This window comes from Streptococcus sp. AS14 (genome assembly GCF_000286495.1).
Classification (GTDB): domain Bacteria; phylum Bacillota; class Bacilli; order Lactobacillales; family Streptococcaceae; genus Streptococcus; species Streptococcus sanguinis_P.
Window position 1 is genome coordinate 128277 of record NZ_ALKI01000013.1, and the last position, 24318, is coordinate 152594.

Annotated in this window: 23 protein-coding genes; 19 read left to right on the forward strand and 4 right to left on the reverse strand. The window is 42.8% G+C overall.

Annotation, left to right across the window (positions count from 1 at the left end; all coding sequences use genetic code 11):
- Window positions 1-220: 220 nt before the first annotated feature.
- Both HMPREF1150_RS04585 and HMPREF1150_RS04580 read left to right on the forward strand, forming a co-directional pair.
- Window positions 221-967, forward strand: coding sequence for a DeoR/GlpR family DNA-binding transcription regulator (locus tag HMPREF1150_RS04585; protein ID WP_009659871.1), 747 nt, complete (start codon window positions 221-223; stop codon window positions 965-967).
- A gap of 183 nt (window positions 968-1150) precedes the next feature.
- On the forward strand, window positions 1151-1684 hold the full coding sequence (locus HMPREF1150_RS04580) for an isoprenylcysteine carboxyl methyltransferase family protein (protein WP_009659954.1): 534 nt from the start codon (window positions 1151-1153) through the stop codon (window positions 1682-1684).
- A gap of 44 nt (window positions 1685-1728) precedes the next feature.
- Here the strand turns inward: HMPREF1150_RS04580 and HMPREF1150_RS04575 are convergent, their stop codons facing one another.
- The 4 genes from HMPREF1150_RS04575 to HMPREF1150_RS04560 all read right to left on the reverse strand — a co-directional run bounded on the left by HMPREF1150_RS04575 (window position 1729) and on the right by HMPREF1150_RS04560 (window position 6056).
- Window positions 1729-2595, reverse strand: coding sequence for a DapH/DapD/GlmU-related protein (locus tag HMPREF1150_RS04575; RefSeq protein WP_009659898.1), 867 nt, complete (start codon window positions 2593-2595; stop codon window positions 1729-1731).
- On the reverse strand, window positions 2588-2851 hold the full coding sequence (locus HMPREF1150_RS04570) for a GIY-YIG nuclease family protein (protein ID WP_009659939.1): 264 nt from the start codon (window positions 2849-2851) through the stop codon (window positions 2588-2590). The genes HMPREF1150_RS04575 and HMPREF1150_RS04570 overlap by 8 nt, the downstream gene beginning before the upstream one ends.
- Entirely contained in the window at window positions 2841-3587 is a 747-nt protein-coding gene (locus HMPREF1150_RS04565; RefSeq protein WP_009659945.1) for a tRNA1(Val) (adenine(37)-N6)-methyltransferase, read from the reverse strand. The genes HMPREF1150_RS04570 and HMPREF1150_RS04565 overlap by 11 nt, the downstream gene beginning before the upstream one ends.
- Before the next feature lie 129 nt (window positions 3588-3716).
- Window positions 3717-6056, reverse strand: coding sequence for a cation-translocating P-type ATPase (locus tag HMPREF1150_RS04560; RefSeq protein ID WP_009659899.1), 2340 nt, complete (start codon window positions 6054-6056; stop codon window positions 3717-3719).
- Window positions 6057-6213: 157 nt separating this feature from the next.
- Between HMPREF1150_RS04560 and HMPREF1150_RS04555 the strand changes: the two genes are divergently transcribed.
- From HMPREF1150_RS04555 to HMPREF1150_RS04485, 17 genes are all read left to right on the forward strand, one after another.
- On the forward strand, window positions 6214-6954 hold the full coding sequence (locus HMPREF1150_RS04555; RefSeq protein WP_002897977.1) for a 1-acyl-sn-glycerol-3-phosphate acyltransferase: 741 nt from the start codon (window positions 6214-6216) through the stop codon (window positions 6952-6954).
- A gap of 72 nt (window positions 6955-7026) precedes the next feature.
- Entirely contained in the window at window positions 7027-7575 is a 549-nt protein-coding gene (locus HMPREF1150_RS04550; RefSeq protein ID WP_032905510.1) for an HXXEE domain-containing protein, read from the forward strand.
- A gap of 148 nt (window positions 7576-7723) precedes the next feature.
- Complete coding sequence (locus HMPREF1150_RS04545) at window positions 7724-8404, forward strand: helix-hairpin-helix domain-containing protein (RefSeq protein ID WP_009659850.1); 681 nt, start codon at window positions 7724-7726, stop codon at window positions 8402-8404.
- The gene (locus tag HMPREF1150_RS04540) at window positions 8388-10628 is read left to right on the forward strand and encodes a DNA internalization-related competence protein ComEC/Rec2 (RefSeq protein ID WP_009659931.1); all 2241 of its coding nucleotides are present in this window, start codon (window positions 8388-8390) and stop codon (window positions 10626-10628) included. Before HMPREF1150_RS04545 ends, HMPREF1150_RS04540 begins: the two co-directional genes overlap by 17 nt.
- 128 nt (window positions 10629-10756) lie before the next feature.
- Window positions 10757-11884 (forward strand): DUF805 domain-containing protein, encoded by a 1128-nt coding sequence (locus HMPREF1150_RS11745; protein ID WP_009659857.1) that lies wholly within the window; start codon window positions 10757-10759, stop codon window positions 11882-11884.
- Between the two features lie 250 nt (window positions 11885-12134).
- On the forward strand, window positions 12135-13181 hold the full coding sequence (gene holA / locus HMPREF1150_RS04535; RefSeq protein ID WP_009659843.1) for a DNA polymerase III subunit delta: 1047 nt from the start codon (window positions 12135-12137) through the stop codon (window positions 13179-13181).
- Window positions 13182-13243: 62 nt separating this feature from the next.
- Window positions 13244-13849 carry a superoxide dismutase SodA gene (gene sodA, locus HMPREF1150_RS04530; protein ID WP_009659917.1) on the forward strand — a complete coding sequence of 202 codons (606 nt, stop codon included), beginning with the start codon at window positions 13244-13246 and terminating at the stop codon, window positions 13847-13849.
- 135 nt (window positions 13850-13984) lie between these two features.
- Window positions 13985-15064, forward strand: a complete 1080-nt coding sequence (locus tag HMPREF1150_RS04525) for a serine hydrolase (RefSeq protein ID WP_009659969.1) — start codon at window positions 13985-13987, stop codon at window positions 15062-15064.
- Between the two features lie 190 nt (window positions 15065-15254).
- Window positions 15255-16043, forward strand: a complete 789-nt coding sequence (locus HMPREF1150_RS04520; protein WP_009659927.1) for a YhfC family glutamic-type intramembrane protease — start codon at window positions 15255-15257, stop codon at window positions 16041-16043.
- Window positions 16021-16302 carry an autorepressor SdpR family transcription factor gene (locus HMPREF1150_RS0111235; protein WP_032905516.1) on the forward strand — a complete coding sequence of 94 codons (282 nt, stop codon included), beginning with the start codon at window positions 16021-16023 and terminating at the stop codon, window positions 16300-16302. Before HMPREF1150_RS04520 ends, HMPREF1150_RS0111235 begins: the two co-directional genes overlap by 23 nt.
- Complete coding sequence (locus HMPREF1150_RS04515; RefSeq protein WP_009659858.1) at window positions 16289-16786, forward strand: DUF1648 domain-containing protein; 498 nt, start codon at window positions 16289-16291, stop codon at window positions 16784-16786. The genes HMPREF1150_RS0111235 and HMPREF1150_RS04515 overlap by 14 nt, the downstream gene beginning before the upstream one ends.
- A 47-nt stretch (window positions 16787-16833) precedes the next feature.
- Window positions 16834-17520, forward strand: a complete 687-nt coding sequence (locus tag HMPREF1150_RS04510) for a Crp/Fnr family transcriptional regulator (RefSeq protein WP_009659907.1) — start codon at window positions 16834-16836, stop codon at window positions 17518-17520.
- A 289-nt stretch (window positions 17521-17809) separates the two neighbouring features.
- Window positions 17810-19039, forward strand: a complete 1230-nt coding sequence (gene arcA / locus HMPREF1150_RS04505; protein ID WP_009659937.1) for an arginine deiminase — start codon at window positions 17810-17812, stop codon at window positions 19037-19039.
- A gap of 50 nt (window positions 19040-19089) precedes the next feature.
- Window positions 19090-20106 (forward strand): ornithine carbamoyltransferase, encoded by a 1017-nt coding sequence (gene argF, locus HMPREF1150_RS04500; protein ID WP_002900826.1) that lies wholly within the window; start codon window positions 19090-19092, stop codon window positions 20104-20106.
- Between the two features lie 166 nt (window positions 20107-20272).
- Window positions 20273-21220, forward strand: a complete 948-nt coding sequence (gene arcC, locus HMPREF1150_RS04495; protein ID WP_009659881.1) for a carbamate kinase — start codon at window positions 20273-20275, stop codon at window positions 21218-21220.
- Between the two features lie 205 nt (window positions 21221-21425).
- Window positions 21426-22937: a YfcC family protein gene (locus tag HMPREF1150_RS04490; RefSeq protein WP_009659870.1), complete on the forward strand. Its 1512-nt coding sequence runs from the start codon at window positions 21426-21428 to the stop codon at window positions 22935-22937.
- Between the two features lie 21 nt (window positions 22938-22958).
- Window positions 22959-24296 (forward strand): dipeptidase, encoded by a 1338-nt coding sequence (locus HMPREF1150_RS04485; RefSeq protein ID WP_009659896.1) that lies wholly within the window; start codon window positions 22959-22961, stop codon window positions 24294-24296.
- Window positions 24297-24318 lie beyond the last annotated feature (22 nt).

A 24318-nucleotide genomic window follows, 5' to 3' on the forward strand; every position in this document is an offset into this window, starting at 1 on the left:
AAAAACAAATAGTAAAGCGAAGAAAACTAGGCTGATATAGATAAAGTCTAGTTTTCTTGTTGTATAACAGATTAAATAGCACTAATTTACATAATTAAATTCAACATATTAGCTATTTAAAATAAAAAAATTCACAAATCTTTGTTTATATGCTGGAACTGTTGTATAATAAGGTAAAGGTGAGTCTGTAAGAAATTCAGGAGCAAAAGGAGAATGTAAAATGAAAGAAAGTAGACATAGAATCATTCTGCAAGAACTGGATCAAACAGGTGTGGTTGCTGTTAAAAACCTCAAGGAAATGCTGGGTGTCACGGATATGACCATTCGTCGGGATTTGATTGATTTAGAGAAGCAGGGTATGCTGACCCGAGTTCATGGCGGAGCCCATAAGAAGGTCAAAAATGCTCTCAATGAGATTTCCCACTCAGAAAAGCAAATGCTGAATGTTGAGGAGAAGAAGCAGATTGCCCGTAAATGTGCGGATTTGATTGCTGACGGGGATACAGTCTTTATTGGGTCAGGCACCACAACGGATTTTATCGGAGACTATTTGGATGGCAAAAATATCAGCATTGTCACCAATTCGCTGCCAATTTTTGAAAAGTTAAAAGAAAGAGCCAACTTAGATTTAATTCTGATTGGCGGCCGTTATCGGGCTAAGACTCAAACCTTTGTCGGTCAATTTGCCAATAATCTTTTGAAAGAAATCAAGGTTTCCAAGGCCTTTATCGGGGCGAATGGCATTGACGGTCATAATGTTACCACCAGCAATGAAGAGGAAGGCAACGGCGACGCGATTATCCTTAACAATGCCATCAGCAAATATATCGTAGCCGATAACAGCAAGTTTGACAGCTATTCTTTCTACTCTTTTTACCGGCTGGACAACCTCAGTGCAGTTGTGACGGATGAGAATATCGCTCCGAAAGTCAAGGAAAAATACAGCACCTATGTGGAAATTTTGTGATGTCTGACCGGTGAGAGAAACTTGCTTCAAATAAATATTTTATAGAGGTTGTGACTGGGATTTTATCTAGAAATTCTAGTCGCAGCTTTTTTATATCTTGGTCGATTTTTGTAAACAACAGTCTTGACTTTGCTGCAGAATTCCTTATATAATAAAATGTATTACTAAATTTTAGGAGGTCTTATGACAATCATTATAGTGATTTTTGCAGCTGTGTCGCTTTTTCGTTTGGTGTTTTTGAGGAAATCCTCTCAGAATGAGCAGGATATTCTGGCCAAGGGTGGCATGGAGTATGGGGTGAAAAATTCAAATATCATGAAGTACCTGCACATGCTTTTTTATGCGGTCTGCTTTCTGGAATTGCTGCTGAAAAAGCCAGCTTTTGACTTTGTGAGTCTATTGGGCGCTGTCTTGTTGCTCTTTTCTATGTTTATGCTCTACCTTGTTGCTAAGCTCTTGGGACCAGTTTGGACCATCAAGCTAATGCTGGTTAAGGATCATAAGTTTGTTGACCACTGGCTCTTTCGCAATGTCAAACATCCTAATTATTTCCTGAATGTTGTACCAGAATTGGTGGGCTTGGCCCTGCTCAGTCATGCCTACTTTGCTCTTTTCATCCTCTTCCCGATTTACTGTATCACCCTTTACGTTCGTATCAAGGAAGAAGAGCAGTTACTCAAGGAAGTTATCATTCCAAATGGCATTGCTGGTGAATAAAGTTAATAAAATGCATATCGACTGCAAAAGAAAGTCTAGGACCTTTATGTCCTAGACTTTTCTTGCATTAATTTTCGTATTTCATCAGCCATTTGCTGGGGTTGGTCCGATTCGAAAAGTAAAGTATTTTCTTCAGGCTGGTGGGCAGTTTGGCTGAAAGCCAAAACTGGCTTCCCCTTGCTGATAGCTCTTTGAACAATCTGGTCGACTTCTCCCCAGTGATTGATATCCAAGTAAATATCCGCCCTATCGAGCAAGTCTTCAATAAAGTCATCCTGGTGAATATTGGTGTAGAGGTTGATATTGGGATAGTCATTAAAGCTGGCTAAGTAAGGAGAAATATTGGTCTTAGCAGCTATGTGAAATTCTAATTCTGGCAGATTTTCTGCTAAATAGGCCAGTTGTTCCAAAGTATCAGAAGCCGTCAGCGTAAAGGCATGGAAATTGCCCTGTGGACGCTCCTTGATGATAAGCTCTTCCTTGCTCATAGCGATAGAGTTGCTGGGAATATCTTGGAAAATCAAGCTGTTGGCTCCAATGATGACATTATCACCAATGGTCACACCTTTGAGAATCACAGTATTGGCCCCAATCCAGCAGTTAGCTCCAATCTTGACTGGCGCAACACTATAATCAATCTTCTCGATATGGTAATTAGAATACTGATGATTGTGGTCAAAAATACGGACGCCATCACCAAACATGGTGTCCTTGCCGATTTCGATAGAGTGCTGACAGCGGACAGTACAATGGTCGTTAAAGAAAACTCGGGTTCCTAGCTTGAGTTGTGCGCCACTGGCTACATTGAGGCTGGTAAAAGATTGGAAGATGACATCTTGACCGATATCGAGCTGGCTGTCTGGGGAAATTTCGATATGATGAAAGTCGCCTTTAAACTGGATTTCAGGCATTTTGAGTCCTTTCTTTGATGTAAGCCAGTTTGGCTTGTCTAGTTTTCTTTTTAAAAAGTGCTTCAGCCGACATGGCAGACGGCTTGCTAGGGTGTTCTTCTTGGTAAAGTAAGGAGACTGGCAGCCGAGCACGAGTGTACTTGGCGCCTCTGCCGGCTTGATGTTTTTTGAGTCGGGCTTGGACATCCGTTGTGTAGCCGGTGTAGAGGGAGCCATCTCCGCATTCAAGCACGTACATATAGGCTTTATTTTCCATAGTAAATCTCGTGAATCTCCGAAGTGTAGCTGCCGTCCTGATTGTGAATAAAAAGAGGGGGCAGGATTTTTAGACCGTCGCGGGAACCATCTTTAATAGCTTCGATAAGCAGCATATTGGCCTCTTTACCCAGCTTTGGATAGACAAACTGGATGCGCTTGGGAGCCAGATTGTGGGCTTGCATGGTATCTAAAATATCTAAAAAGCGTTCTGGTCGATGAACCATAGCCAACCGACCATTGGATTTGAGGACTCGCTGGGCAATCTTGCAAATCTCTTCCAGATTTGTTGAGATTTCATGGCGGGCTAAAAGGTAGTGCTGGCTTTCGTTTAGATTGGATTGCTTATCAACCTTGAAATATGGAGGATTGCAGAGAATCATATCAACCTTGCTGCCAGTGATATAGCGCCCTAGGTTTTTCAGATCGTCCTGAATAACCTGCATTTGCTTAGTCAAATCATTGAGCTCGATGGAGCGCTCAGCCATATCAGCCAGACGTTCCTGGATCTCGACTGCGAGAATCTGAGCCTTGGTGCGAGTGCTGGCAAAAAGTCCAACGGCGCCATTTCCAGCACAGAGATCAACGATTAGACCCCGCTGGGGCAGCTTGGGAAAGCGGGAAAGCAGCACGCTGTCTACCGAATAGCTGAAGACCTCACTATTTTGAATAATCTTGACATCCGTCGAAAAGAGCTGGTTGACGCGTTCTCCGTCTTTTAGTTTTGCTTCGTTCATAAGTCAATTATAGCATGATTTAGCAAGGATTCCAAAGGGATATGGGAAGTTTTTGCACAATCAAAAAAACATGCGAGGGTTCTCGCATGTTTCCATGAGCTTAAATGCTAATTCTTTTTTAGCTAGCTCTTAATCAAATCTGTATTTCTGCTTGATGGTGCAGGCAACAAAGACAAGCCCGAAAACAACCATGAGAATCAGATAGACTGGCAAAGTTGCGGCTGTCAGCGTTGCAATTTCCAAAAGGTGCTGCAGGACAAAGGCTGATAGATAGAAGCCAAAGACAGAGAAGATAATAAGCAGGCTGCGCCATAGGTTGAGTGGCAGGCAGGCCCGAATGACTGACAAGAAGCTGATGCTGCCTAGCAAGTAGTAGGTCAGGGTGGACATTTCTATGTCGCTCCAGCCATGGCTGCTGCCCCAGATGCGGACAAATAGCACGCTGAAGACAATCATGAGGGAGCTTGGCAGAGCCAGCTGCAGGGAGCGTTTGAGGAAGTGCTTTTCAACCGGCTTAATATTGCGCTCAAAGGTGAGGACAAAGGGTGGGAAACCTTCGACAAACTGGTCAATCAAGGTGATTTGAATCGGGATGAATGGGAAAATCAAGAGGTATTCAGGTTTTCCGAGCAGGATACTGGCGATACAGATGATAGCTAGGATAAAGGAATAGATGGTCTTGATGAAGAAAATCGGAGCAATCCGGCCGATATTGTTAACGACCCGGCGGCCTTCAAAAAGAATCTCAGGGACATCGTTAAAGTCGGAGTTAAGAAGAACTAAGTTGGCAATTTGCCGAGTTGCGGGGTCGCCCTCCGCCATGACGATGGAGCAGTCTGCTTCACGCAAGGCTAAGATATCATTAACCCCATCTCCCGTCATGGCTGTTGTCCGACCAGCGGCTTTAAGAGTCTGGATGAGCAGCTTCTTCTGATGAGGAGAAACACGACCGAAGATGGCTGTTTCTTCTGCTTGCTCAACCAGTTCTTGATCGCTGATTTTAGAGCAGTCGATGTAGCTGTCGTAGTTGGCAAATCCAGCCTGGCTCGCAATATGGGAAACGGTCACAGGATTGTCACCGGAGATGATTTTCAGATCAACATCCTGAGAGCGCAGGTAGTCCAGTGTCTCGGCTGCTCCCTCACGAATAGGGTCAGTGATTTCCAGGACAGCCAGAGCGGTCATATCTTCAGGCAGTTGGATACTGTGTTTGTCTAGCACTTGGTCGCTGTGAGCTAGTACCAAAACCCGCGATCCGCGATTTTGAGCCTCTCCAACCGCTGCAGGATTGCTGTCCAGCAGCATTTCTGGTGCCCCCAAAAAGATAGTTCCGACACTGGATAAATGCATAGCGCCCCATTTTCGGTCACTAGAAAATGGGATGACATTGTCGCTAGTATAGGCATGGTCCAGATGGCCGTAGCCCTTGCGAATAGCTTGGGCTGTTGGGTTATTATCCTCGCTGGTTTGAATGTAGGCTGCTAAGATTTGACCGACTGTCTCATCAGAAAACTTATTTGACAGGCTATGCAAGGCTTCAACTGTCATCTTACCTTGGGTAATTGTACCGGTCTTGTCTAGACAGAGAGTATCCACCCGAGCCAGAGTTTCAACAGAATACATTTCCTGAACAAGAACCTTGCGCATACCTAGCTTGATGACAGCTGTCAGAAGTGACGTGACTGTCAGCAGGGCGATTCCCTTAGGTAGCATACCCAAAAGGGCTGTCGAGCTGGTAATGACAGAGTTTTTGACAGGCAGTCCCTTTATCATTAGGGCTTCAAAGAAGAGAGCCAATCCGAAAGGAATGATGATTTTTCCAGTAAAGCGGGAAATTTTCGCAAGATTGTATAGAATGCGCGAGTTGATAGGCTTGAGTGTTTTAGCCTCAGTCATGAGCTTGTTGGCATAGTTGTCCGCGCCGACATGGTGTACCTCAGCATAAATCTGCCCACTAGCCAGAAAGCTACCAGACAGCAGCTCAGCGCCTTCTTCCTTGAGAACCAAGTCGCTCTCCCCTGTCAGCATGGCTTCATTGGCCTCGGCAACCCCCTCTACCACACGGGCATCACTGGGAATTTGCTCACCAGCTGACAGCTTGATCAGATCGCCCAGTACAATTTCTTCTGGCTGAATCTTGACTTCCTGGCCTTCGCGGATGACTGTGACCAGCTCTCGGCTGACCAGATTGAGCTTGTCAATCATGCGTTTGGCTCGCAGTTCCGTAATAATACCAGTGACGGCGTTAAAGCTGATTACTGCGAAGAAGACTAGATTGCTCCAGGCTTGGACAGAGACCAAGGCTACAGCAATAACAAAGTTAAGGGCATTAAAAAGGGTGAAAACATTCCGCTTAACGATTTGCCAGTTACTAGTACTGGTGTCACTTGTAAAATCGTTGGTCAAGCCCTGCGAAATTTTTTCATCTACTTGGGTTTGGTTTAAACCGATTAATTCTTTCTTGTTCATGAGATTAATGATACCATTTTTTTATGGAAATGGCTATCAGAATCAGCTGTTACAGCCAAAGTTTGGAAAAATATTGCAGACTATAATGGGATAGGGTATAATGGGAAAGGATGTAATAAATTTCAAGTATAATTTTGGTTTGAAATAAGGAGAGTTTATGTTTTATACTTATTTGCGAGGTTTAGTGATTTTTATCCTGTGGACCTTGAACGGCAATGCACATTACCACAATAAAGAAAAGATTCCTTCAAAAGATGAAAATTATATCTTGGTTGCCCCTCACCGGACATGGTGGGATCCAGTTTACATGGCTTTTGCGACCAAGCCCAAGCAGTTCATTTTCATGGCCAAGAAACAGCTTTTTGAAAATCGGGTGTTCGGCTGGTGGATTCGCATGTGTGGTGCCTTTCCTATTGACCGGGAAAATCCTGGTCCGTCAGCTATCAAATACCCTGTCAATATGCTGAAAAAGAGCAATCGTTCCCTGATTATGTTCCCAAGCGGCAGTCGCCATTCTACGGATGTCAAGGGAGGAGTGGCAGTGATCGCTAAGATGGCTAAAGTTCGTATCATGCCAGTAGTCTATGCTGGTCCCATGAGCCTTAAAGGCTTGGCGGCTGGGGAGCGTGTGGACATGAATTTTGGTAATCCAATTGATATTTCAGACATTAAGAAGATGAACGATGAGGGAGTTGAGGAAGTAGCTCGCCGTATTCATGCTGAGTTTGATCGTCTGGATGCTGAAGTGGCCCCTTACCAGACACAAAAGAAAGGCAATATCTTCTTACGGATTTTACGTGCCTTTGTCTTTATTCCTGCTATTTTGATTGGAATTTTGACCATCATTTTCAGCTTTTTTGCTAGCTTTGTCTGGGATCCAGATAAGCATAGAAAATAAGATACTAATCAGCTTCCTGAGCAATCTTGCTTGGGAGCTGATTTTTGTATGTGAGTGAGTTATAATGTAGGTATGTTTTATAAGGAGGATGCTATGTCTCTTGCTTTTTTATCTTTTGTAACCTTATCACTGTTTATGCTGCACGAGTTTGATGAGATTATCCTGGTTCGGCCTTGGATTTCTCAGAATCAAGACCATCAAGGCTATCAAAAGGAGATGTTCATTGCTAGAAGAGGAAGTTATCTTTCTGCTGAAAGCATTGCTCTGATGATTGCGGAGGAATTTCTGCTGGCTTTTATACTCTTGCTGCTTGCGATTCTATTTCGCATTCCCGAGCTGGCTCTGGCTATTGGCTTCTGTCATACTCTCCATCTGCTGGGCCATATCATGCAAGTGTTTCGCTTTCGTCGCTGGGTACCGGGCGGCTTCACAGCTTTGACGACTTTTCCTATACTCATCTTAGTCTTCATCCTTTATCTATGTCAGCAGTCAGTTTCTTGGCCGCTGCTTCTGATTCTAAGCGTGCTAGTGATGGCTTTTCTTTTGGCAAATCTTGCTTTTTTGCATAGCAGAGCTCAAAAGTTAGAAGCTTGGATATACAGGATAAGAAAAGTAGATTGATATTATAGCTCCTATTTTCATCAATGACCCTTCTATCTATACCACTTCTTGCAAAATAAAGATTTTAAAATATGACAAGCTGAAAATATTCTCGGCTTGTTTTATTTTTTTGCAATCTTTTACGAATAAAAAGACAAAGGAGAAAAATATGCTTGAAGAAATCATTGAAAAGCTGAAAGAATACAAGCTCTTTGTCGGTCTGGCAGTAGTTGGCGCTATGCTAGGTGGCTTTTTCCTCATCAAAGGAAATCACCAGCCACAAAATCAGGTAGCCGCCTTGAGCCAAGAGCTAACTTCCTCATCCAGCTCAGCTGATGAAGAAAGCGAAAGGATTGTTTCTAAGGCTAAGTCGGACGAAGAGGAGAGCGAGCAAGTCACTGTGGATATTAAAGGCGCAGTTAAGAATCCTGGTGTCTATGAGCTGAGAGCAGGAGCGAGAGTCCATGAAGCCATCCAAAAAGCTGGCGGATTGACAGCAGACGCCGAGGCTAAGTCCATTAATCAGGCACAAAAATTAACGGATGAAGCAGTAATCTATGTTGCAAAGATTGGTGAAGAAGGAGCTGATGTCACACAGACTGGCCAGCATCAAGCAGGATCTTCTGATTCTGTTGGTGCCAGTAGTGGAAAGCCAGACAAGGTCAATCTAAATACGGCGACAGAGGCTGAATTGCAGACTATTTCAGGCATCGGACAGAAGCGGGCTTCAGACATCATCGCCTATCGCGAAAGCAATGGCCGCTTCAAGTCAGTAGATGATCTGAAAAAAGTGTCAGGGATTGGAGATAAGACCTTAGAAAAGCTGAAAGAATATGTCACAGTGGATTAAAAAGCTACCCCTCACCCCTATCTTTCTAGCTTTCATCCTTGTATGGGCCTATTTTGCAGTCTATTCTGGCAGTTCCTTGGCTTATTTAGGGCTGGGTGTCCTTTTGCTTCGTCTCTTTTTCAGCTATCCCCTCAAAAAAAGTCTAGCTGCTTTGGCATTCCTGTCCCTTTTTGTCCTCTTTTTCTTGCTTCGTCGGGAAATGGCAGAGCAGGCCTTTAGGCAGGAACCTCCTTCAGCTAGCTCGGTTCAGGTCTTGCCGGATACGATCAAAGTCAATGGAGATTCCCTATCCTTTCGAGGGCGAACGGACGGTCGGCTTTATCAGGTCTTCTACAAGATCAAATCAGCCAGTGAAAAGAAAGCTTTTCAGCATTTGACAGATTTGGTCGTACTTGATATTGAAGGAGAGTTTGAACATGCCCAGCAACAACGAAATTTTTCGGGCTTTGACTATCAGGCTTATTTAAAGAGTCAGGGAATTTACCGTACCTTAAAAATCAATAAGATTCAGTCACTAAGACCAATTTCCAGCCTGAATCCACTGGATTGGCTGTCTGTCTGGCGCAGAAAAGCGCTGGTCTATATTCGAAGTAATTTTCCTAGTCCAATGAGCCATTACATGACAGGACTCTTGTTTGGTGACTTAGATACGGAGTTTGCGGAAATGAGTGACCTGTATTCTAGCTTGGGTATCATCCATTTGTTTGCCTTGTCTGGTATGCAGGTAGGTTTCTTTTTGGATGGTTTTCGCAGAATTCTTCTACGTTTGGGGATGAAGAGGGAGACAGTAAATGCTTTGCAGCTGCCTTTTTCATTTATCTACGCTGGACTGACAGGCTTTTCTGTTTCTGTCGTTAGAAGCTTAGTTCAAAAGCTATTGGCTCAGCAAGGACTGACCAGACTGGATAATTTTGCCCTGACACTGATGATTCTCTTTATCATCATGCCCAATTTTCTTCTGACAGCAGGCGGTGTCTTGTCCTGCGCTTATGCTTTTTTGATTTCTATGATGGATTTTGAAAAGTTGCCGCCGATTCGGAAACTTTTAACGGAAAGTCTGACTATTTCATTGGGGATTTTGCCTATACTAATCTACTATTTTTCTGAATTTCAGCCCTGGTCCGTGATTTTAACTTTTCTATTTTCACTACTCTTTGACCTGCTGATGCTGCCAGGCTTAACCCTCATTTTTATTTTGTCACCACTTGTAAAAATCACTCAAGTCAATTTTTTCTTTGACTTACTCGAAGATGTGATTCGTTGGGTAGCTGATTTTGCTCCGCGCCCTTTGATTTTTGGAAAGCCCAACCTCTGGTTACTGATCGCTCTGCTTTTGGTTTTGGCTTTAATCTATGACTTTCGGAGAAAGAAAAGCTGGCTTTTATCTTTTAGTTTACTTACTCTTCTCTTATTTTTTCTAACAAAGCATCCGCTGCAAAATGAGATTACAGTGGTGGATATTGGTCAAGGTGATAGCATTTTTCTCAGGGACTGGCAGGGCAGGACGATTTTGATTGACGTAGGAGGACGAGTTGTGATAGGAAAAAAGGAGGCTTGGCAGGAGCGACAGACTTCATCCAATGCAGAAAAGACCTTAATCCCCTATCTCAAAAGCCGTGGTGTTGCTAGTCTGGATGTATTGGTCCTGACTCATACCGATACCGACCACATGGGAGATATGCTGGAGGTGGCCAAGCATCTTTCTATCAAGGAAATCTATGTTTCTAAAGGAAGTCTGACTCAGCCTGATTTTGTTCAAAAATTGGAGCAGATAGAAACTTCTGTCCATGTCGTCGAAGTGGGCGATGAGATTCCAGTATTTGACTCAGCTTTGCAGGTTCTCTATCCTAGTGGGACAGGCGACGGTGGAAATGATGATTCGATTGTACTCTATGGGGAGTTCTTTCAGACAAAATTTTTGTTTACAGGTGATTTGGAAAGACAAGGAGAAACCGAACTGCTGCAGCGCTTCCCTCAGCTGAAAGCGGATGTCTTAAAAGCGGGTCACCATGGTTCCAAAGGCTCTTCCAGTCCAGAGTTTTTAGAGCAAATTCAGCCGAAGCTGGCCTTGATATCAGCTGGCCAGAATAATCGTTATCAACATCCGCATCAGGAAACTTTGCAAAGATTTGAGAAGTTTAATACAGCCATCTATCGAACTGACCAGCAAGGGGCCATTCGTTTGATTGGTTGGAATTCCTGGAGGATTGAAACGGTTCGCTGATATCTAGACTGAAGATGCCAACTGATACTTTTTCTCATGTCCATTTAGCTTCAGTCAGGAAGTCATATTGATTTATTTATGCATTTGTGATAAGATAATGGGTATAAAAAATTATAGAGGAGAATTTTATGTTTGCTGCATATAAAAAATTCTGGACACACTATGCTGATTTTTCAAGCCGGTCTAGCCGGTCAGACTATTGGTGGGTAGTTTTATGCCATGTTATTGTTACTGCACCGCTATTTATCATTTTTTGGGCATCTGCTTTTGGAAGTATTCTTTCAGCAGCAGTTCAAGACTCAACTTATGGATATGAATCAGATCCATCAGCAATCTTGGCTGGAGCAGGATTCGCTGTAATCTTTATTTTCATCTTAATTCTCTATGCTCTGGCAACTTTTGTACCTAATTTAGCTATCATTGTCCGTCGTTTACGTGATGCTGGTTATCATTGGGCATTTCTTTTCTTGTATGTTGGTCCTTTTTTACTATCATTTATTCCAGTTCTAAATATTATTGCAGGAATAGTATCTCTTCCATGTAGTATTGCTTTGATTGTTTTGCTTTGTCAAGGATCTAAGCCTGAAATGGTTGGAAATTCATATGGTCAGCAAAACTTCCAAGGCCAACAGTTTGGTCAACCGCAACAAGGTGGTTTCCAAGGACAACAGTTTGGTCAGTCACAACAACCTGTTCAAAATCAACAGTTTGGCCAACAGTCACAGCAAGGTGGTTTCCAAGGTCAGCAATTTGGTCAACAACCACAGCAACCAGTCCAAAACCAATCATTTGGTCAACAACCACAACAACCTGTTCAAAATCAACCATTTGGCCAACAACCACAACAAGGTGGTTTCCAAGGCCAGCAGTTTGGTCAGTCACAACAACCTGTCCAAAACCAACCATTTGGCCAACAGCCGCAACAAGGTGGTTTCCAAGACCAGCAGTTTGGACAACAGCCACAACAACCAGTCCAAAACCAACCATTTGGCCAACAGCCACAGCAAGGTGGTTTCCAAGACCAGCAGTTTGGTCAACAGCCACAACAACCTGTTTCTGATCAAGGCCAGGCAGTGGAGCAAGCAGAACCAGTTCAAAATCCATTTACTGCTGAAACACCTGAGCAGTCAACACCTCAGGATTTTGGAACTCAAGCACCTGTTCAGGATAATCCTTTTGTTTCATCAGTTCAAGAGGAGCAAGCTTCTACACCAGCTGAAAACAGTGTAGAGGATGCAACTGAAAACCAAGAATAAACAAAGAAGAGTTGGAATTTTTCCAGCTCTTTTTGTTCTATCGCTCGTAGAAAATCTTGAACAGAACTGGACATTGATAGTTTTTTAGAACAAAGAAAAATGAAGCTAGTAACAGTTTCTATTTATATAGCAGATCTATTCAAAAATTAGATTTTGTTTGCAAAGAAAATAACAGACTTTCCGACTCTTTTTTGTTACAATCAATACATGAAAAAAATTGACAAGAAATATAAAGCAGGGGAGACTTTCGGTGTTAGCTATTGAGGAAATTAAAAAAATCACGCCAAGCAATCTTCCTGCTTTGACCATTTTGGCTGGGGATGACTTGGGACAGTTTGAGTTGTTGAAGGAGCAGTTTCTCCGCCAGATTCAGTTTCAACCGGGTGATTTGAACACAGCTATTTTCGATATGAAAGAAGCAAACTACCAGGATGTGGAATTGGACTTGGTCAGTCTGCCTTTTTTTGCGGATGAAAAAATCGTGATTTTGGACCATTTTGCTGATTTGACAACAGCCAAGAAGCGCTATCTGACTGATGAAGAACTCAAATCTTTCGAAAATTATCTGGAAAATCCAGCGGATACAACTCGTCTGGTTATCTTTGCAGAAGGCAAATTGGATAGCAAGCGCCGTCTGGTCAAACTGCTGAAACGGGATGGGAAAATTTTTGAGGCTGCAGAACTCAAGGAAGCAGATCTAAGGGCTTATTTCAGCAAGGAAGCGCAGGCAGAAGGATTACAATTTGCTCCGACAGCTTTCGATCAGTTGCTGCTGAAATCAGGTTTTCAGTTCAGTGAAGTTAGTAAAAATTTAGCCTTTCTGAAAGGTTATAAAGAGTCTGGTCAGATTGGTTTAGAAGACATTGCCGAGGCCATTCCCAAGACTCTTCAGGACAATATTTTTGACCTGACCCAGCTGATTTTGCAGCAGAAGATTGATGAGGCCAGAAGTTTGGTACGAGATTTGACTCTTCAAGGTGAGGATGAAATCAAGCTTATTGCCATTATGCTGGGGCAGTTTCGTATCTTTACGCAGGTTAAAGTTTTAGCAGAAAATGGCAGAGCTGAGAGTCAGATTGTGTCTGATTTGTCCGATTATCTAGGCCGCAAGGTCAATCCTTATCAAGTCAAGTTTGCCTTAAAGGATGCTCGCTCACTGAGTTTAGCCTTTCTTAAAAGGACCATGGCCTGTCTGATTGAAACGGATTACCAGATTAAGTCGGGGCTGTATGATAAAGATTACCTGTTTGATTTGGCTCTGCTCAAGATTGCGACGGGTGACTTACAAGCAAAATAGTTGAAAAATTCTAATGATTGCGTTATCATTTTTATAATCATATAGAAAAAGAGGTCTATCAAATGGCAATTATCTTACCTGATCTTCCTTACGCTTACGATGCGTTAGAGCCTTACATTGATGAAGAAACAATGCACTTGCATCATGACAAGCACCACAATACCTATGTAACGAATGTTAATGCTGCGCTTGAAAAACATCCTGAAATTGGTGAAGACTTGGAAAAATTATTGGCTGATGTGGAGTCTATCCCAGCTGATATCCGTCAAGCAGTCATCAACAACGGTGGTGGTCATCTTAACCACGCTCTTTTCTGGGAATTGATGACACCAGCAGAAACATCACCATCTGCAGAGTTGGCAGCGGATATCGAAGCTACTTTTGGATCATTTGAAGACTTTAAAGCATCTTTCACTGCAGCGGCTACAACTCGTTTTGGTTCTGGCTGGGCTTGGTTGGTTGTCAACAAAGAAGGCAAGTTGGAAGTAACTTCAACAGCAAATCAGGATACTCCTATTTCAGAAGGTAAAACTCCAATCTTGGGACTGGATGTTTGGGAACATGCTTACTATGTGAAATACCGCAATCTTCGTCCGAACTACATTCAAGCTTTCTTCTCAGTTATTAACTGGAAAAAGGTTGACCAACTTTACGCTGCTGCGAAATAAACAGGCAGTTTCAATATATAAAAAGGCGAATCGATTAAAGATTTGCCTTTTTTAATGCTTAAAATGCCTTTTTTCTGGATTTCACTTGTTATTTTCCTCATAATTTTTTATAATACAAATGCTAGGAGAAATGTTTTGAGTAAAAAAATTGTAACGATTATCGTAGCTGTCCTTTCTTGTCTTTGTCTGCTGGGCTTCATCTTCCTTTTTATAACCCAACGAAATAAGGCTATTGAAAAGAAAGCACAAGAGGCTGCCCAACTTGCAAAGTCTGGCGAGCAAGAACAGGAAGAAGAGAAAGTCAAGCCTGATTCCAAACCAGTTGAAGAAAAGCCAAAGCCTGTTGAGAAAAGTCTAGAGGAAAAGCAGAAGGTCATGGAGGCGGATGGGCCGACTATGGATGCCTTGGGGCTGCGATTTGACTATGCAAATTTGGATTTGACTCAGGTCATTCAGGCTTATATGACCGAAATGGGAATTGAACCCTCCCAGGTTGCATTTTCATATAAGGATTTGACGACTGGCAAGACCTTTGCCATGAATGATACCCAGCCTATGACTGCGGGATCGACCTACAAGCTCCCTCTCAATATGCTGGTAGTAGATGAGGTTGCTGCCGGCAAACTTTCTATGGACGAGCGGTTTGATATTACCAATACAAACTATGAATATAGGGGCGAGCATGATAACTATGTTGGTGCTTTCAATGGTGCTATGAGAATATCAGACATGCAGGAATATTCCTTGGTTTATTCTGAAAATACTCCAGCCTACGCTTTAGCAGAGCGTCTAGGCGGCATGGAAAAGGCCTATGATATGTTTAGTCGCTACGGTCAGTCCAAGGCTGATATTAAGACGATCAGCCGTGAGAATAATAAGACCACGACGGACTACTATATTCAGGTCCTTGAGTATTTGTCTAAAAATCAGGAAAAGTACAAGGATATCCTTTATTATATAGGCGAATCCTTCCCAGGTGAATACTATAAGCGCTATCTACGTGACATTACCATCTATCAAAAGCCTGGATATGTTCGTGAGGCGCTCAATGTGGATGCATTAGTTATGGAAGAGAAGCCCTATATTATAGCTCTCTATACGGCTTATTTAGGTGGTAGCACCGAGGCCAGTGATGAGATCAGTGGTGTCGGAATTGAGCAAGTTGGTCAGTTAGCCTACGTCATCAATGAATGGCATCGGGTTAATATGAACTAATCTAATAGAAATCAAAAAAATATGCTTTAGGTGAAAATCTGGGCGTATTTTTGTTTTTTTATTGCAGTAAAGCTTGATGATTTTTAGATAGAATACTATTTAGAAAAAAATCAAAATAGATTTGACAGAAAGAAAAGAAAGATGTATAATCTATTTAGAAAAAAATCTAAACAGTTCAGGAGAAAAAACGATGATTTCCATTCATATCTTGATTGCTATGCTGCTTATTTTAGGAGCAGTCCTTGTTCCTTTGGTTTATTTTAAAAAGACCAAGCACATTTCTCTATTAGTCTTCTTTTTAGGGGGAGTTGGCTTTTATCTGTCTAGTCAGGTTCTGGAAAATATCTTGCACCGTATCGTCTTACAACCTCAGGCTGATGGGACTATCGCTTTGCGGACGGAAAATCCTTGGCTATACGTTCTTTATGCTATTGCTGCGGCAGCTATTTTTGAAGAAACAGCCCGCTGGGTCATCTTTTACTGGCTGCAGAAGAAGCGCCCACTGACCTTTAGGGATGGTATAGCCTATGGCTTGGGGCATGGTGCTATTGAGGCTCTGTTTGTTGGTATTGTCAGTCTCTTAAACTTTTGGGTTATAGCTCAAGTAGTGACTCAGGGGAATGCTCAGACGCTGGCTCAAATTCCTCAAGCAGTTATTGACAATGTCCGCTCTATGAGCGCTGGCAGCATCTATCTTTTGGCTCTTGAGCGGATCTTGGCTATTCTCATCCAAATCTTGCTGACTTTCTGGGTTTGGAAGGCGGTCAAGGAGAAGGCTCCAGTGTATTTTTTAGCCGCTCTAGGACTTCATGCCCTGATTGACTTAGCGCCTGCTCTGGCTCAGGTAGGTGTTCTTCCGCCGCTTGCAGTTGAAGCTTTGCTCTTGGTAGAAGTAGTGGCACTAGTCTTTCTGACCAAGAAAATCTTGAAAGTTTACCTGAAAGAAAGGTCTAATCATGGGGATCAGTCAAACACTTAAAGCTCTAGCTGACCCAGTTCGAAGGGGGATTCTGGAAATGCTCAAGCATGGTCCGAAGTCTGCTGGGGAGATTGCTCAAGCTTTTGAGCTGACCCCTGCGACGGTATCCTACCACCTCTCTCAGCTAAAGAAAGCTGGTCTGCTCATAGAAGAAAAGCAGAAGAACTATATTTATTACAGCTTAGATGTCACTGTTTTTGAAGAAATTCTTGCCTGGTTTCAATCTCTTGGAGGAGGAAACGAAAATGAAAAAAAATAGTTTACAAGAATTAGGTTGGGCGCTTGGCGTCATGCTCTTGCCAGTTTTATATTCCATCTGGGTCTATCAAACATTACCAGAAAACTTGGCTATTCACTTTGACTTATCTGGAAAAGGAAATGCTTTTTTACCTAAGTTTTTAGTAGTTTCGGCTTTTCCAATTGTCATGATGCTGCTAGAAGTTATGATTTACTGGATAACCATTGCCAAAGATATCTTAAATAGAACCTTTAAGCACCTTATTCGCTGGATATTTCCTTTTACCTTTGTTTCGCTGTATCTAGCTACCATTTATCGGGGGTTAAATGAGGAATTTGATATCCGTAAAACAGCAGCAATGGTGGTTGCTTTGGTTTTCATAATTGTAGGCAATTACTTGCCCAAAAAAGTACAGGCTGACAGAGAGCCCATGAATAGAAAATGGGCATACCTCTTTGTTTTGTTAGGATTTATTGCTTTTATAGTCAGCATTTTCTATTTGTAAGCGGATTTATGCTATAATGGTATCAAGTATCAAATAAAAGGGTTATCATGATTACCAAGGAGCATTATCAATTTATCCGGCAGCACCCTGCCTTTGTCAATCTGCCAGTGGAGCTTTTCGATAAATTAGCAGTGGAGATTCAGTATCGCAAGATTCCAAAAGGGCAAATTATCTTTTTTGCAGGAGACCGACGAGAGCGTCTTTTTCTCTTGTCTCAAGGCTATGTTCGGATTGAGCAATATGATTCGACAGACACATTTTCTTATATGGATTATGTCAAGAAAAACAGTGTTTTCCCCTATGGAGGTATGTTTTTTGATGAGTGCTATCATTACACAGCCAGCGCTGTCACCAATGTCGAATATTTCTCCATTCCTATTGATTTGTTTGAAGACTATTCAAAGAAGAGTGTGGATCAGCTTTTGTTTATTACCAAGCGGCTGTCGCAAATTCTGGAATTTCAGGAACTTCGTTTGCGCAATGTCGTAGCAGCCAGTGCCAGCGAGCGTGTGGTTCAGTCCTTGTCTCTGCTCTGCATGGATTTGTGCAAGGTAGGAGATAGCCTGCCCTTTCCTATCAGCATGAAAGAACTGGCTAAGCTAGGAGCCACAACTCGGGAAACGGTCAATCAAGTTCTGAAAAAGCTCTTAGATGAAGGTCGGATTGAATACCAACATAAAAAATTAACTTTTAAAGAGAAAGAGTATTTCATGAAATACCTTGCTGGAAGCTAATCGGTTCTGATTGGCTTCTTTTTTGCTTAATAAATTCAAAATATTCTAATATTAACCGTGTATTGATTTTATTTTAAAAAATAAATATTCACAAAAATAATATAATATGTAAAATATTCAAAGAAAACGCTTTAAAGAAGAATATTATAAAAATAAAAATAGAAAAAAGCAAAGGATTTGGCATTTGTAATGTTGGCTTTTTCTTGAAAGCGGTAGCATTAAATGCTAGAATAGTACATGTAAACGGGATTAGAAAAACCTAAACCGCAAAGAAAAAGGAGGATAGTAGATGTCTACACATCCAATTCGTGTTTTCTCAGAAATTGGAAAACTGAAAAAAGTTATGTTGCACCGTCCTGGCAAGGAGTTAGAAAACTTGCAGCCGGACTATTTGGAACGTCTTCTTTTTGATGATATTCCTTTCTTGGAAGATGCACAAAAAGAACATGATAACTTTGCTCAAGCGCTTCGCAATGAAGGAGTTGAGGTGCTCTATCTTGAGCAGCTAGCTGCTGAGTCACTGACTTCTCCAGAAATCCGTGAGCAATTCATCGAAGAATATCTGGAAGAAGCCAATATTCGCGGCCGTGAAACCAAGAAAGCTATTCGCGAACTGCTCCGTGGTATCAAAGATAACCGAGAGTTGGTTGAAAAAACGATGGCAGGGGTTCAAAAAGTTGAATTGCCAGAAATTCCTGAAGAAGCAAAAGGCTTGACGGACTTGGTGGAATCTGATTATCCATTCGCTATTGATCCAATGCCAAACCTCTACTTCACACGTGACCCATTTGCTACAATTGGTAATGCTGTATCGCTCAACCACATGTATGCAGATACTCGTAATCGTGAAACTCTCTACGGTAAATACATCTTCAAACATCACCCAGTATACGGTGGAAATGTTGAACTTGTTTACAACCGTGAAGAGGATACACGCATCGAAGGTGGGGACGAGTTGGTACTTTCAAAAAATGTGCTGGCGGTTGGTATTTCACAACGTACAGACGCAGCTTCTATCGAAAAACTCTTGGTCAATATCTTCAAGAAAAATGTTGGCTTCAAGAAAGTTTTGGCTTTTGAATTTGCTAACAACCGTAAGTTCATGCACTTGGACACTGTCTTCACTATGGTTGACTATGACAAGTTCACGATTCACCCAGAAATCGAAGGTGATCTTCGCGTTTACTCTGTGACTTATGTTGATGACAAACTTAAGATTGTTGAAGAAAAAGGTGATTTGGCAGAAATATTGGCAGAAAACCTTGGTGTGGAAAAAGTTCATCTGATTCGCTGTGGCGGTGGCAATATCGTAGCTGCTGCGCGTGAGCAGTGGAATGACGGTTCTAACACCTTGACTATCGCACCTGGTGTGGTAGTGGTGTATGACCGCAATACCGTTACAAACAAGATTTTGGAAGAATACGGCTTGCGTTTGATCAAGATCCGCGGAAGTGAATTGGTTCGAGGTCGTGGTGGACCACGCTGTATGTCTATGCCATTTGAACGTGAAGAAATTTAGGAATCCAGTATTTTACTGATACTCAAAGAATAGAAAGAGGAAATAATAGAATGACACATTCAGTATTCCAAGGACGTAGCTTCTTAGCAGAAAAAGACTTTAGCCGTGCTGAGTTAGAATACCTTATCGGTCTTTCAGCTCACTTGAAAGATTTGAAAAAACGCAATATTCAACACCACTATCTTGCTGGTAAGAATATCGCTCTCTTGTTTGAAAAAACATCTACTCGTACTCGGGCAGCTTTTACAACAGCAGCCATTGACCTAGGGGCACATCCAGAATACCTTGGTGCTAACGATATCCAGCTTGGCAAGAAAGAATCTACAGAAGATACTGCTAAAGTTTTGGGCCGTATGTTTGACGGGATTGAATTCCGCGGTTTCAGCCAACGCATGGTAGAAGAATTGGCAGAATTCTCAGGTGTTCCAGTATGGAATGGTCTGACAGACGAATGGCATCCAACTCAAATGTTGGCTGACTACTTGACTGTTCAAGAAAACTTTGGCCGTCTGGAAGGCTTGACATTGGTATACTGTGGTGATGGACGTAACAACGTTGCCAACAGCTTGCTGGTAACTGGAGCTATCCTTGGCGTCAACGTTCACATCTTCTCACCAAAAGAACTCTTCCCAGAAAAAGAAATCGTTGAATTGGCAGAAGGCTTTGCGAAAGAAAGCGGCGCACGTATCCTCATCACTGAAGATGCTGACGAAGCAGTTAAAGGTGCTGATGTTCTTTACACAGACGTTTGGGTATCTATGGGCGAAGAAGACAAGTTTGCAGAACGCGTTGCCCTCCTTAAACCTTACCAAGTTAACATGGATTTGGTGAAGAAAGCTGATAACGAAAACTTGATTTTCTTGCACTGCTTACCAGCATTCCACGATACAAATACTGTTTACGGTAAAGATGTCGCTGAAAAATTCGGCGTAGAGGAAATGGAAGTAACAGACGAAGTCTTCCGCAGCAAATATGCTCGTCATTTTGACCAAGCAGAAAACCGTATGCACACAATTAAAGCGGTTATGGCTGCAACTCTTGGAAACCTCTACATTCCAAAAGTATAATCTTACCTAAGAAACCGTCTACCAACAGCTATGAGGGCTGCGACTAATAGCTTTAGTCCGGCCCTCTTTTATATGATAAGAAACGTTCATTTTCTTATTGAAAATTAAAAAATCTACTAAAATAAATTGGAAGCGCATTCATTGAAGCGCATTTAAGGAGAATTTAATGGCAAATCGTAAAATCGTTGTAGCCTTGGGAGGAAATGCCATCCTTTCATCTGACCCATCAGCGAAAGCACAGCAGGAAGCCTTGGCGGAAACTGCTAAACACTTGGTGAAATTGATTAAAAACGGGGATGATCTTATCATTACCCATGGAAATGGTCCGCAAGTAGGGAACTTGCTGCTGCAACAGTTGGCAGCAGACTCTGAAAAGAATCCTGCTTTCCCACTAGACTCTCTTGTGGCTATGACAGAGGGCAGTATTGGCTTCTGGCTGCAAAATGCCTTGCAAAATGCTCTCTTGGATGAAGGTATCAAAAAGAATGTTGCTTCTGTTGTGACGCAAATAGTAGTTGATAAGAACGATCCAGCCTTTGTCAACCTCAGCAAGCCAATTGGTCCTTTCTACTCAGAAGAAGAAGCCAAAGCAGAAGCTGAAAAGAGCGGAGCGACTTTCAAAGAGGATGCTGGCCGTGGTTGGCGTAAGGTCGTTGCTTCACCAAAACCAGTGGATATCAAGGAAATTGAAACGATCCGTACGCTTTTGAATCAAGGTCAAGTAGTAGTAGCTGCAGGTGGCGGCGGTATTCCTGTCGTCAAGGAAGACAATGGCCATCTTACTGGTGTTGAAGCTGTTATTGACAAGGACTTTGCTTCTCAGCGCTTAGCGGAGTTGGTTGATGCAGACCTCTTCATCGTCTTGACTGGTGTGGACTATGTCTTTGTTAACTACAACAAACCAGACCAAGCAAAGCTGGAACATGTGAATGTTGCTCAGTTGGAAGAATACATCAAGCAAGAACAATTTGCACCAGGCAGCATGCTTCCAAAAGTAGAAGCAGCTATCGCCTTTGTCAATGGTCGTCCAGAAGGGAAAGCAGTTATCACATCTCTGGAAAATCTGGGAGCTCTGATTGAGTCTGAAAGCGGCACGATTATTGAAAAAGGCTAAGCATAGAACTGATTGAAAGTCGATAGCAGCTGAACTCTGTCGCTGCTGCAAGTCTTTTCCTGAAAATCTTTGATTATTTTCAAAAATACTGGCTTTTTCAATGTTAATATGGTAAAATAAAAACAAAGTAAGCGTTTTCTTGTTTGCTCATACAGGGGAATGCAGGTTCATAACCTCGTTAAAAAATTTTTAGGAGGGAATACAAATGAGTGAAAAAACAAAAAAAGGGTTTAAGATGCCTTCATCTTACACCGTATTGTTGATAATCATTGCCATTATGGCAGTGCTGACTTGGATTATCCCAGCCGGGGCTTTTGTAAAAGGTGTTTATCAGCCTCAGCCCCAAAATCCACAAGGAATTTGGGATGTCCTGATGGCACCGATTCGTGCAATGCTGGGTACGCATCCTGAGGAAGGATCCTTGATTAAGGAGACAAGCGCAGCCATTGATGTTGCCTTCTTCATCCTCATGGTCGGTGGTTTCCTTGGTGTTGTCAATGAAACTGGTGCTTTGGATGTAGGGATTGCCTCCATCGTTAAGAAGTACAAGGGTCGCGAAAAGATGCTGATTGTTGTCTTGATGCCTCTCTTTGCCCTCGGTGGTACTACCTATGGTATGGGTGAGGAAACTATGGCCTTCTATCCGCTTTTGGTGCCGGTGATGATGGCGGTTGGTTTTGACAGTCTGACTGGGGTGGCTATTATCCTGCTTGGTTCGCAAATCGGATGTTTGGCTTCTACGCTAAATCCATTTGCAACTGTTATCGCTTCAGAGGCTGCTGGTGTTGGAACTGGTGAAGGGATTGTCCTTCGTCTTATATTCTTGGTTGTTCTGACAGCTCTCAGCACTTGGTTTGTTTACCGCTATGCAGATAAGATTCAAAAAGATCCGACCAAGTCATTGGTTTACAGCACTCGTGAAGAAGATTTGAAACATTTTAACGTTGAAACTTCTTCATCTGTTGAGTCAACTCTGAGCAAAAAACAAAGAACAGTTCTATTCCTGTTCATCATGACATTTGTCCTTATGGTATTGAGTTTCATTCCTTGGACGGATCTCGGTATTACTATCTTTAAGGACATCAATGCCTGGCTGACTGGTCTTCCAGTTCTTGGTAAGATTGTTGGATCATCTACTTCTGCACTGGGTACTTGGTACTTCCCAGAAGGAGCTATGCTCTTTGCCTTCATGGGAATCTTGATTGGCGCTGTTTACGGTCTCAAGGAAGACAAGATTATCTCTGCCTTTATGAACGGTGCAGCTGACCTGCTTAGCGTAGCCCTGATCGTAGCAATCGCCCGTGGTATCCAAGTTATCATGAACGATGGTATGATTACAGATACTATCCTCAACTGGGGTAAACAAGGACTCAGTGGTTTGTCATCACAAGTATTTATCGTCTTGACCTACATTTTCTACCTGCCAATGTCCTTCCTTATCCCATCATCATCTGGTCTGGCCAGTGCGACTATGGGAATCATGGCTCCTTTGGGAGAATTTGTCAATGTCAAGGCAAGCTTAATCATCACAGCTTACCAGTCTGCTTCAGGTGTGCTGAACCTGGTTGCTCCAACTTCTGGTATCGTTATGGGGGCTTTGGCACTCGGACGTATCAATATCGGAACTTGGTGGAAATTTATCGGTAAGCTGATTGTAGCTATCATTGCGATCAGTATTGGTCTCTTACTCCTAGGAACTTTCTTACCGTTCCTATAAGCTAGAAGCTGAGGTGATTCCATGAAAAATTTTATAACGGAAGAAGTTAAAGAAGATTTTCTTGAATCTTTGAAAACAATCGTTTCCTATCCTTCAGTACTGAAGGAAGGTCAAAATGGAACACCTTTTGGACAAGCTATCCAGGATGTCCTAGAAAAAACTTTAGAAATCTGTCGGGGACTCGGTTTTACAACCTACCTCGACCCTAAAGGTTATTACGGATATGCAGAAATCGGTCATGGAGCTCAGCTCCTGGCCGTTCTCTGTCATTTGGATGTTGTTCCATCAGGTGATGAGTCGGACTGGCAGACGCCGCCCTTTAAAGCCACTGTCAAGGATGGCTGGATTTTCGGCCGTGGGGTGCAGGACGACAAGGGACCTTCTATGGCCGCTCTTTATGCTGTAAAAGCATTGCTGGATAGCGGAGTGGAATTTAAAAAGCGGGTTCGCTTTATCTTTGGTACAGATGAGGAGACGCTTTGGCGCTGTATGGGTAGGTATAACCAGCTAGAAGAGCAGGCTGCACTTGGCTTTGCACCTGACTCTTCCTTCCCTTTGACCTATGCTGAGAAGGGGCTTCTGCAGCTTAAGCTGGAAGGGCCAGGCTCTGATACTTTAGAGCTCGAAGCTGGTCAAGCTTTTAATGTCGTTCCTGACAAGGCTTCCTATTCGGGTGACTTACTGGAGTCAGTTGTTGCTGGCTTGGAAGGTTTAGGATATGAATTTGAGCGAACGGCAGAAGAAGTAACGGTTATCGGCTTGCCTAAGCACGCCAAGGATGCTGCCCAAGGAGTCAATGCCATTATTCGCTTAGCCAAGGTCTTGCAGCCCTTGGATTCGCATCCGGCTCTTGCATTTCTGGCTCAGGCGGTTGGTGAAGATGCGACAGGCAGCCATCTCTTTGGGCCTGTGTCTGACGAACCGACGGGCTTTCTTTCCTTTAATGTTGCTGGTCTGACTTTAAGCTCTGACCGCTCTGAGATTCGGATTGACATGCGGATTCCGGTCTTGGCAGACAAGGGAAAGCTTGTTGAAAAGCTGGCAGAAATAGCCAGTCAATACGAGCTGACCTATCAGGAGTTTGATTACTTGGCTCCGCTCTACGTACCTTTGGACAGCGAGTTGGTCAGCACCCTGATGGCAATTTATCAGGAGAAAACAGGAGACAACAGTCCAGCCATGTCGTCGGGCGGAGCGACCTTTGCTCGTACTATGCCTAACTGTGTTGCCTTCGGCGCCCTCTTTCCGGGAGCTGATCAGACAGAGCATCAGGTCAATGAACGATTGCGCTTAGATGATCTATATCGGGCCATGGATATTTACGCGGAAGCCGTTTATCGTTTGGCTACAACACCTTAAATGCTGACTTTTTGAAACTATC

Coding starts and splice junctions, on each gene's coding strand:
- HMPREF1150_RS04540 (WP_009659931.1), top strand. CDS start 8,388: ATGTCACAGTGGATTAAAAAGCTACCCCTCACCCCTATCTTTCTAGCT.
- HMPREF1150_RS04560 (WP_009659899.1), bottom strand. CDS start 6,056: ATGAACAAGAAAGAATTAATCGGTTTAAACCAAACCCAAGTAGATGAA.
- HMPREF1150_RS04585 (WP_009659871.1), top strand. CDS start 221: ATGAAAGAAAGTAGACATAGAATCATTCTGCAAGAACTGGATCAAACA.
- HMPREF1150_RS04570 (WP_009659939.1), bottom strand. CDS start 2,851: ATGGAAAATAAAGCCTATATGTACGTGCTTGAATGCGGAGATGGCTCC.
- arcC (WP_009659881.1), top strand. CDS start 20,273: ATGGCAAATCGTAAAATCGTTGTAGCCTTGGGAGGAAATGCCATCCTT.
- HMPREF1150_RS04515 (WP_009659858.1), top strand. CDS start 16,289: ATGAAAAAAAATAGTTTACAAGAATTAGGTTGGGCGCTTGGCGTCATG.
- HMPREF1150_RS04575 (WP_009659898.1), bottom strand. CDS start 2,595: ATGCCTGAAATCCAGTTTAAAGGCGACTTTCATCATATCGAAATTTCC.
- HMPREF1150_RS04580 (WP_009659954.1), top strand. CDS start 1,151: ATGACAATCATTATAGTGATTTTTGCAGCTGTGTCGCTTTTTCGTTTG.
- HMPREF1150_RS0111235 (WP_032905516.1), top strand. CDS start 16,021: ATGGGGATCAGTCAAACACTTAAAGCTCTAGCTGACCCAGTTCGAAGG.
- arcA (WP_009659937.1), top strand. CDS start 17,810: ATGTCTACACATCCAATTCGTGTTTTCTCAGAAATTGGAAAACTGAAA.
- HMPREF1150_RS04510 (WP_009659907.1), top strand. CDS start 16,834: ATGATTACCAAGGAGCATTATCAATTTATCCGGCAGCACCCTGCCTTT.
- HMPREF1150_RS11745 (WP_009659857.1), top strand. CDS start 10,757: ATGTTTGCTGCATATAAAAAATTCTGGACACACTATGCTGATTTTTCA.
- sodA (WP_009659917.1), top strand. CDS start 13,244: ATGGCAATTATCTTACCTGATCTTCCTTACGCTTACGATGCGTTAGAG.
- argF (WP_002900826.1), top strand. CDS start 19,090: ATGACACATTCAGTATTCCAAGGACGTAGCTTCTTAGCAGAAAAAGAC.
- HMPREF1150_RS04565 (WP_009659945.1), bottom strand. CDS start 3,587: ATGAACGAAGCAAAACTAAAAGACGGAGAACGCGTCAACCAGCTCTTT.
- HMPREF1150_RS04545 (WP_009659850.1), top strand. CDS start 7,724: ATGCTTGAAGAAATCATTGAAAAGCTGAAAGAATACAAGCTCTTTGTC.
- HMPREF1150_RS04485 (WP_009659896.1), top strand. CDS start 22,959: ATGAAAAATTTTATAACGGAAGAAGTTAAAGAAGATTTTCTTGAATCT.
- HMPREF1150_RS04550 (WP_032905510.1), top strand. CDS start 7,027: ATGTTTTATAAGGAGGATGCTATGTCTCTTGCTTTTTTATCTTTTGTA.
- HMPREF1150_RS04555 (WP_002897977.1), top strand. CDS start 6,214: ATGTTTTATACTTATTTGCGAGGTTTAGTGATTTTTATCCTGTGGACC.
- HMPREF1150_RS04520 (WP_009659927.1), top strand. CDS start 15,255: ATGATTTCCATTCATATCTTGATTGCTATGCTGCTTATTTTAGGAGCA.
- HMPREF1150_RS04490 (WP_009659870.1), top strand. CDS start 21,426: ATGAGTGAAAAAACAAAAAAAGGGTTTAAGATGCCTTCATCTTACACC.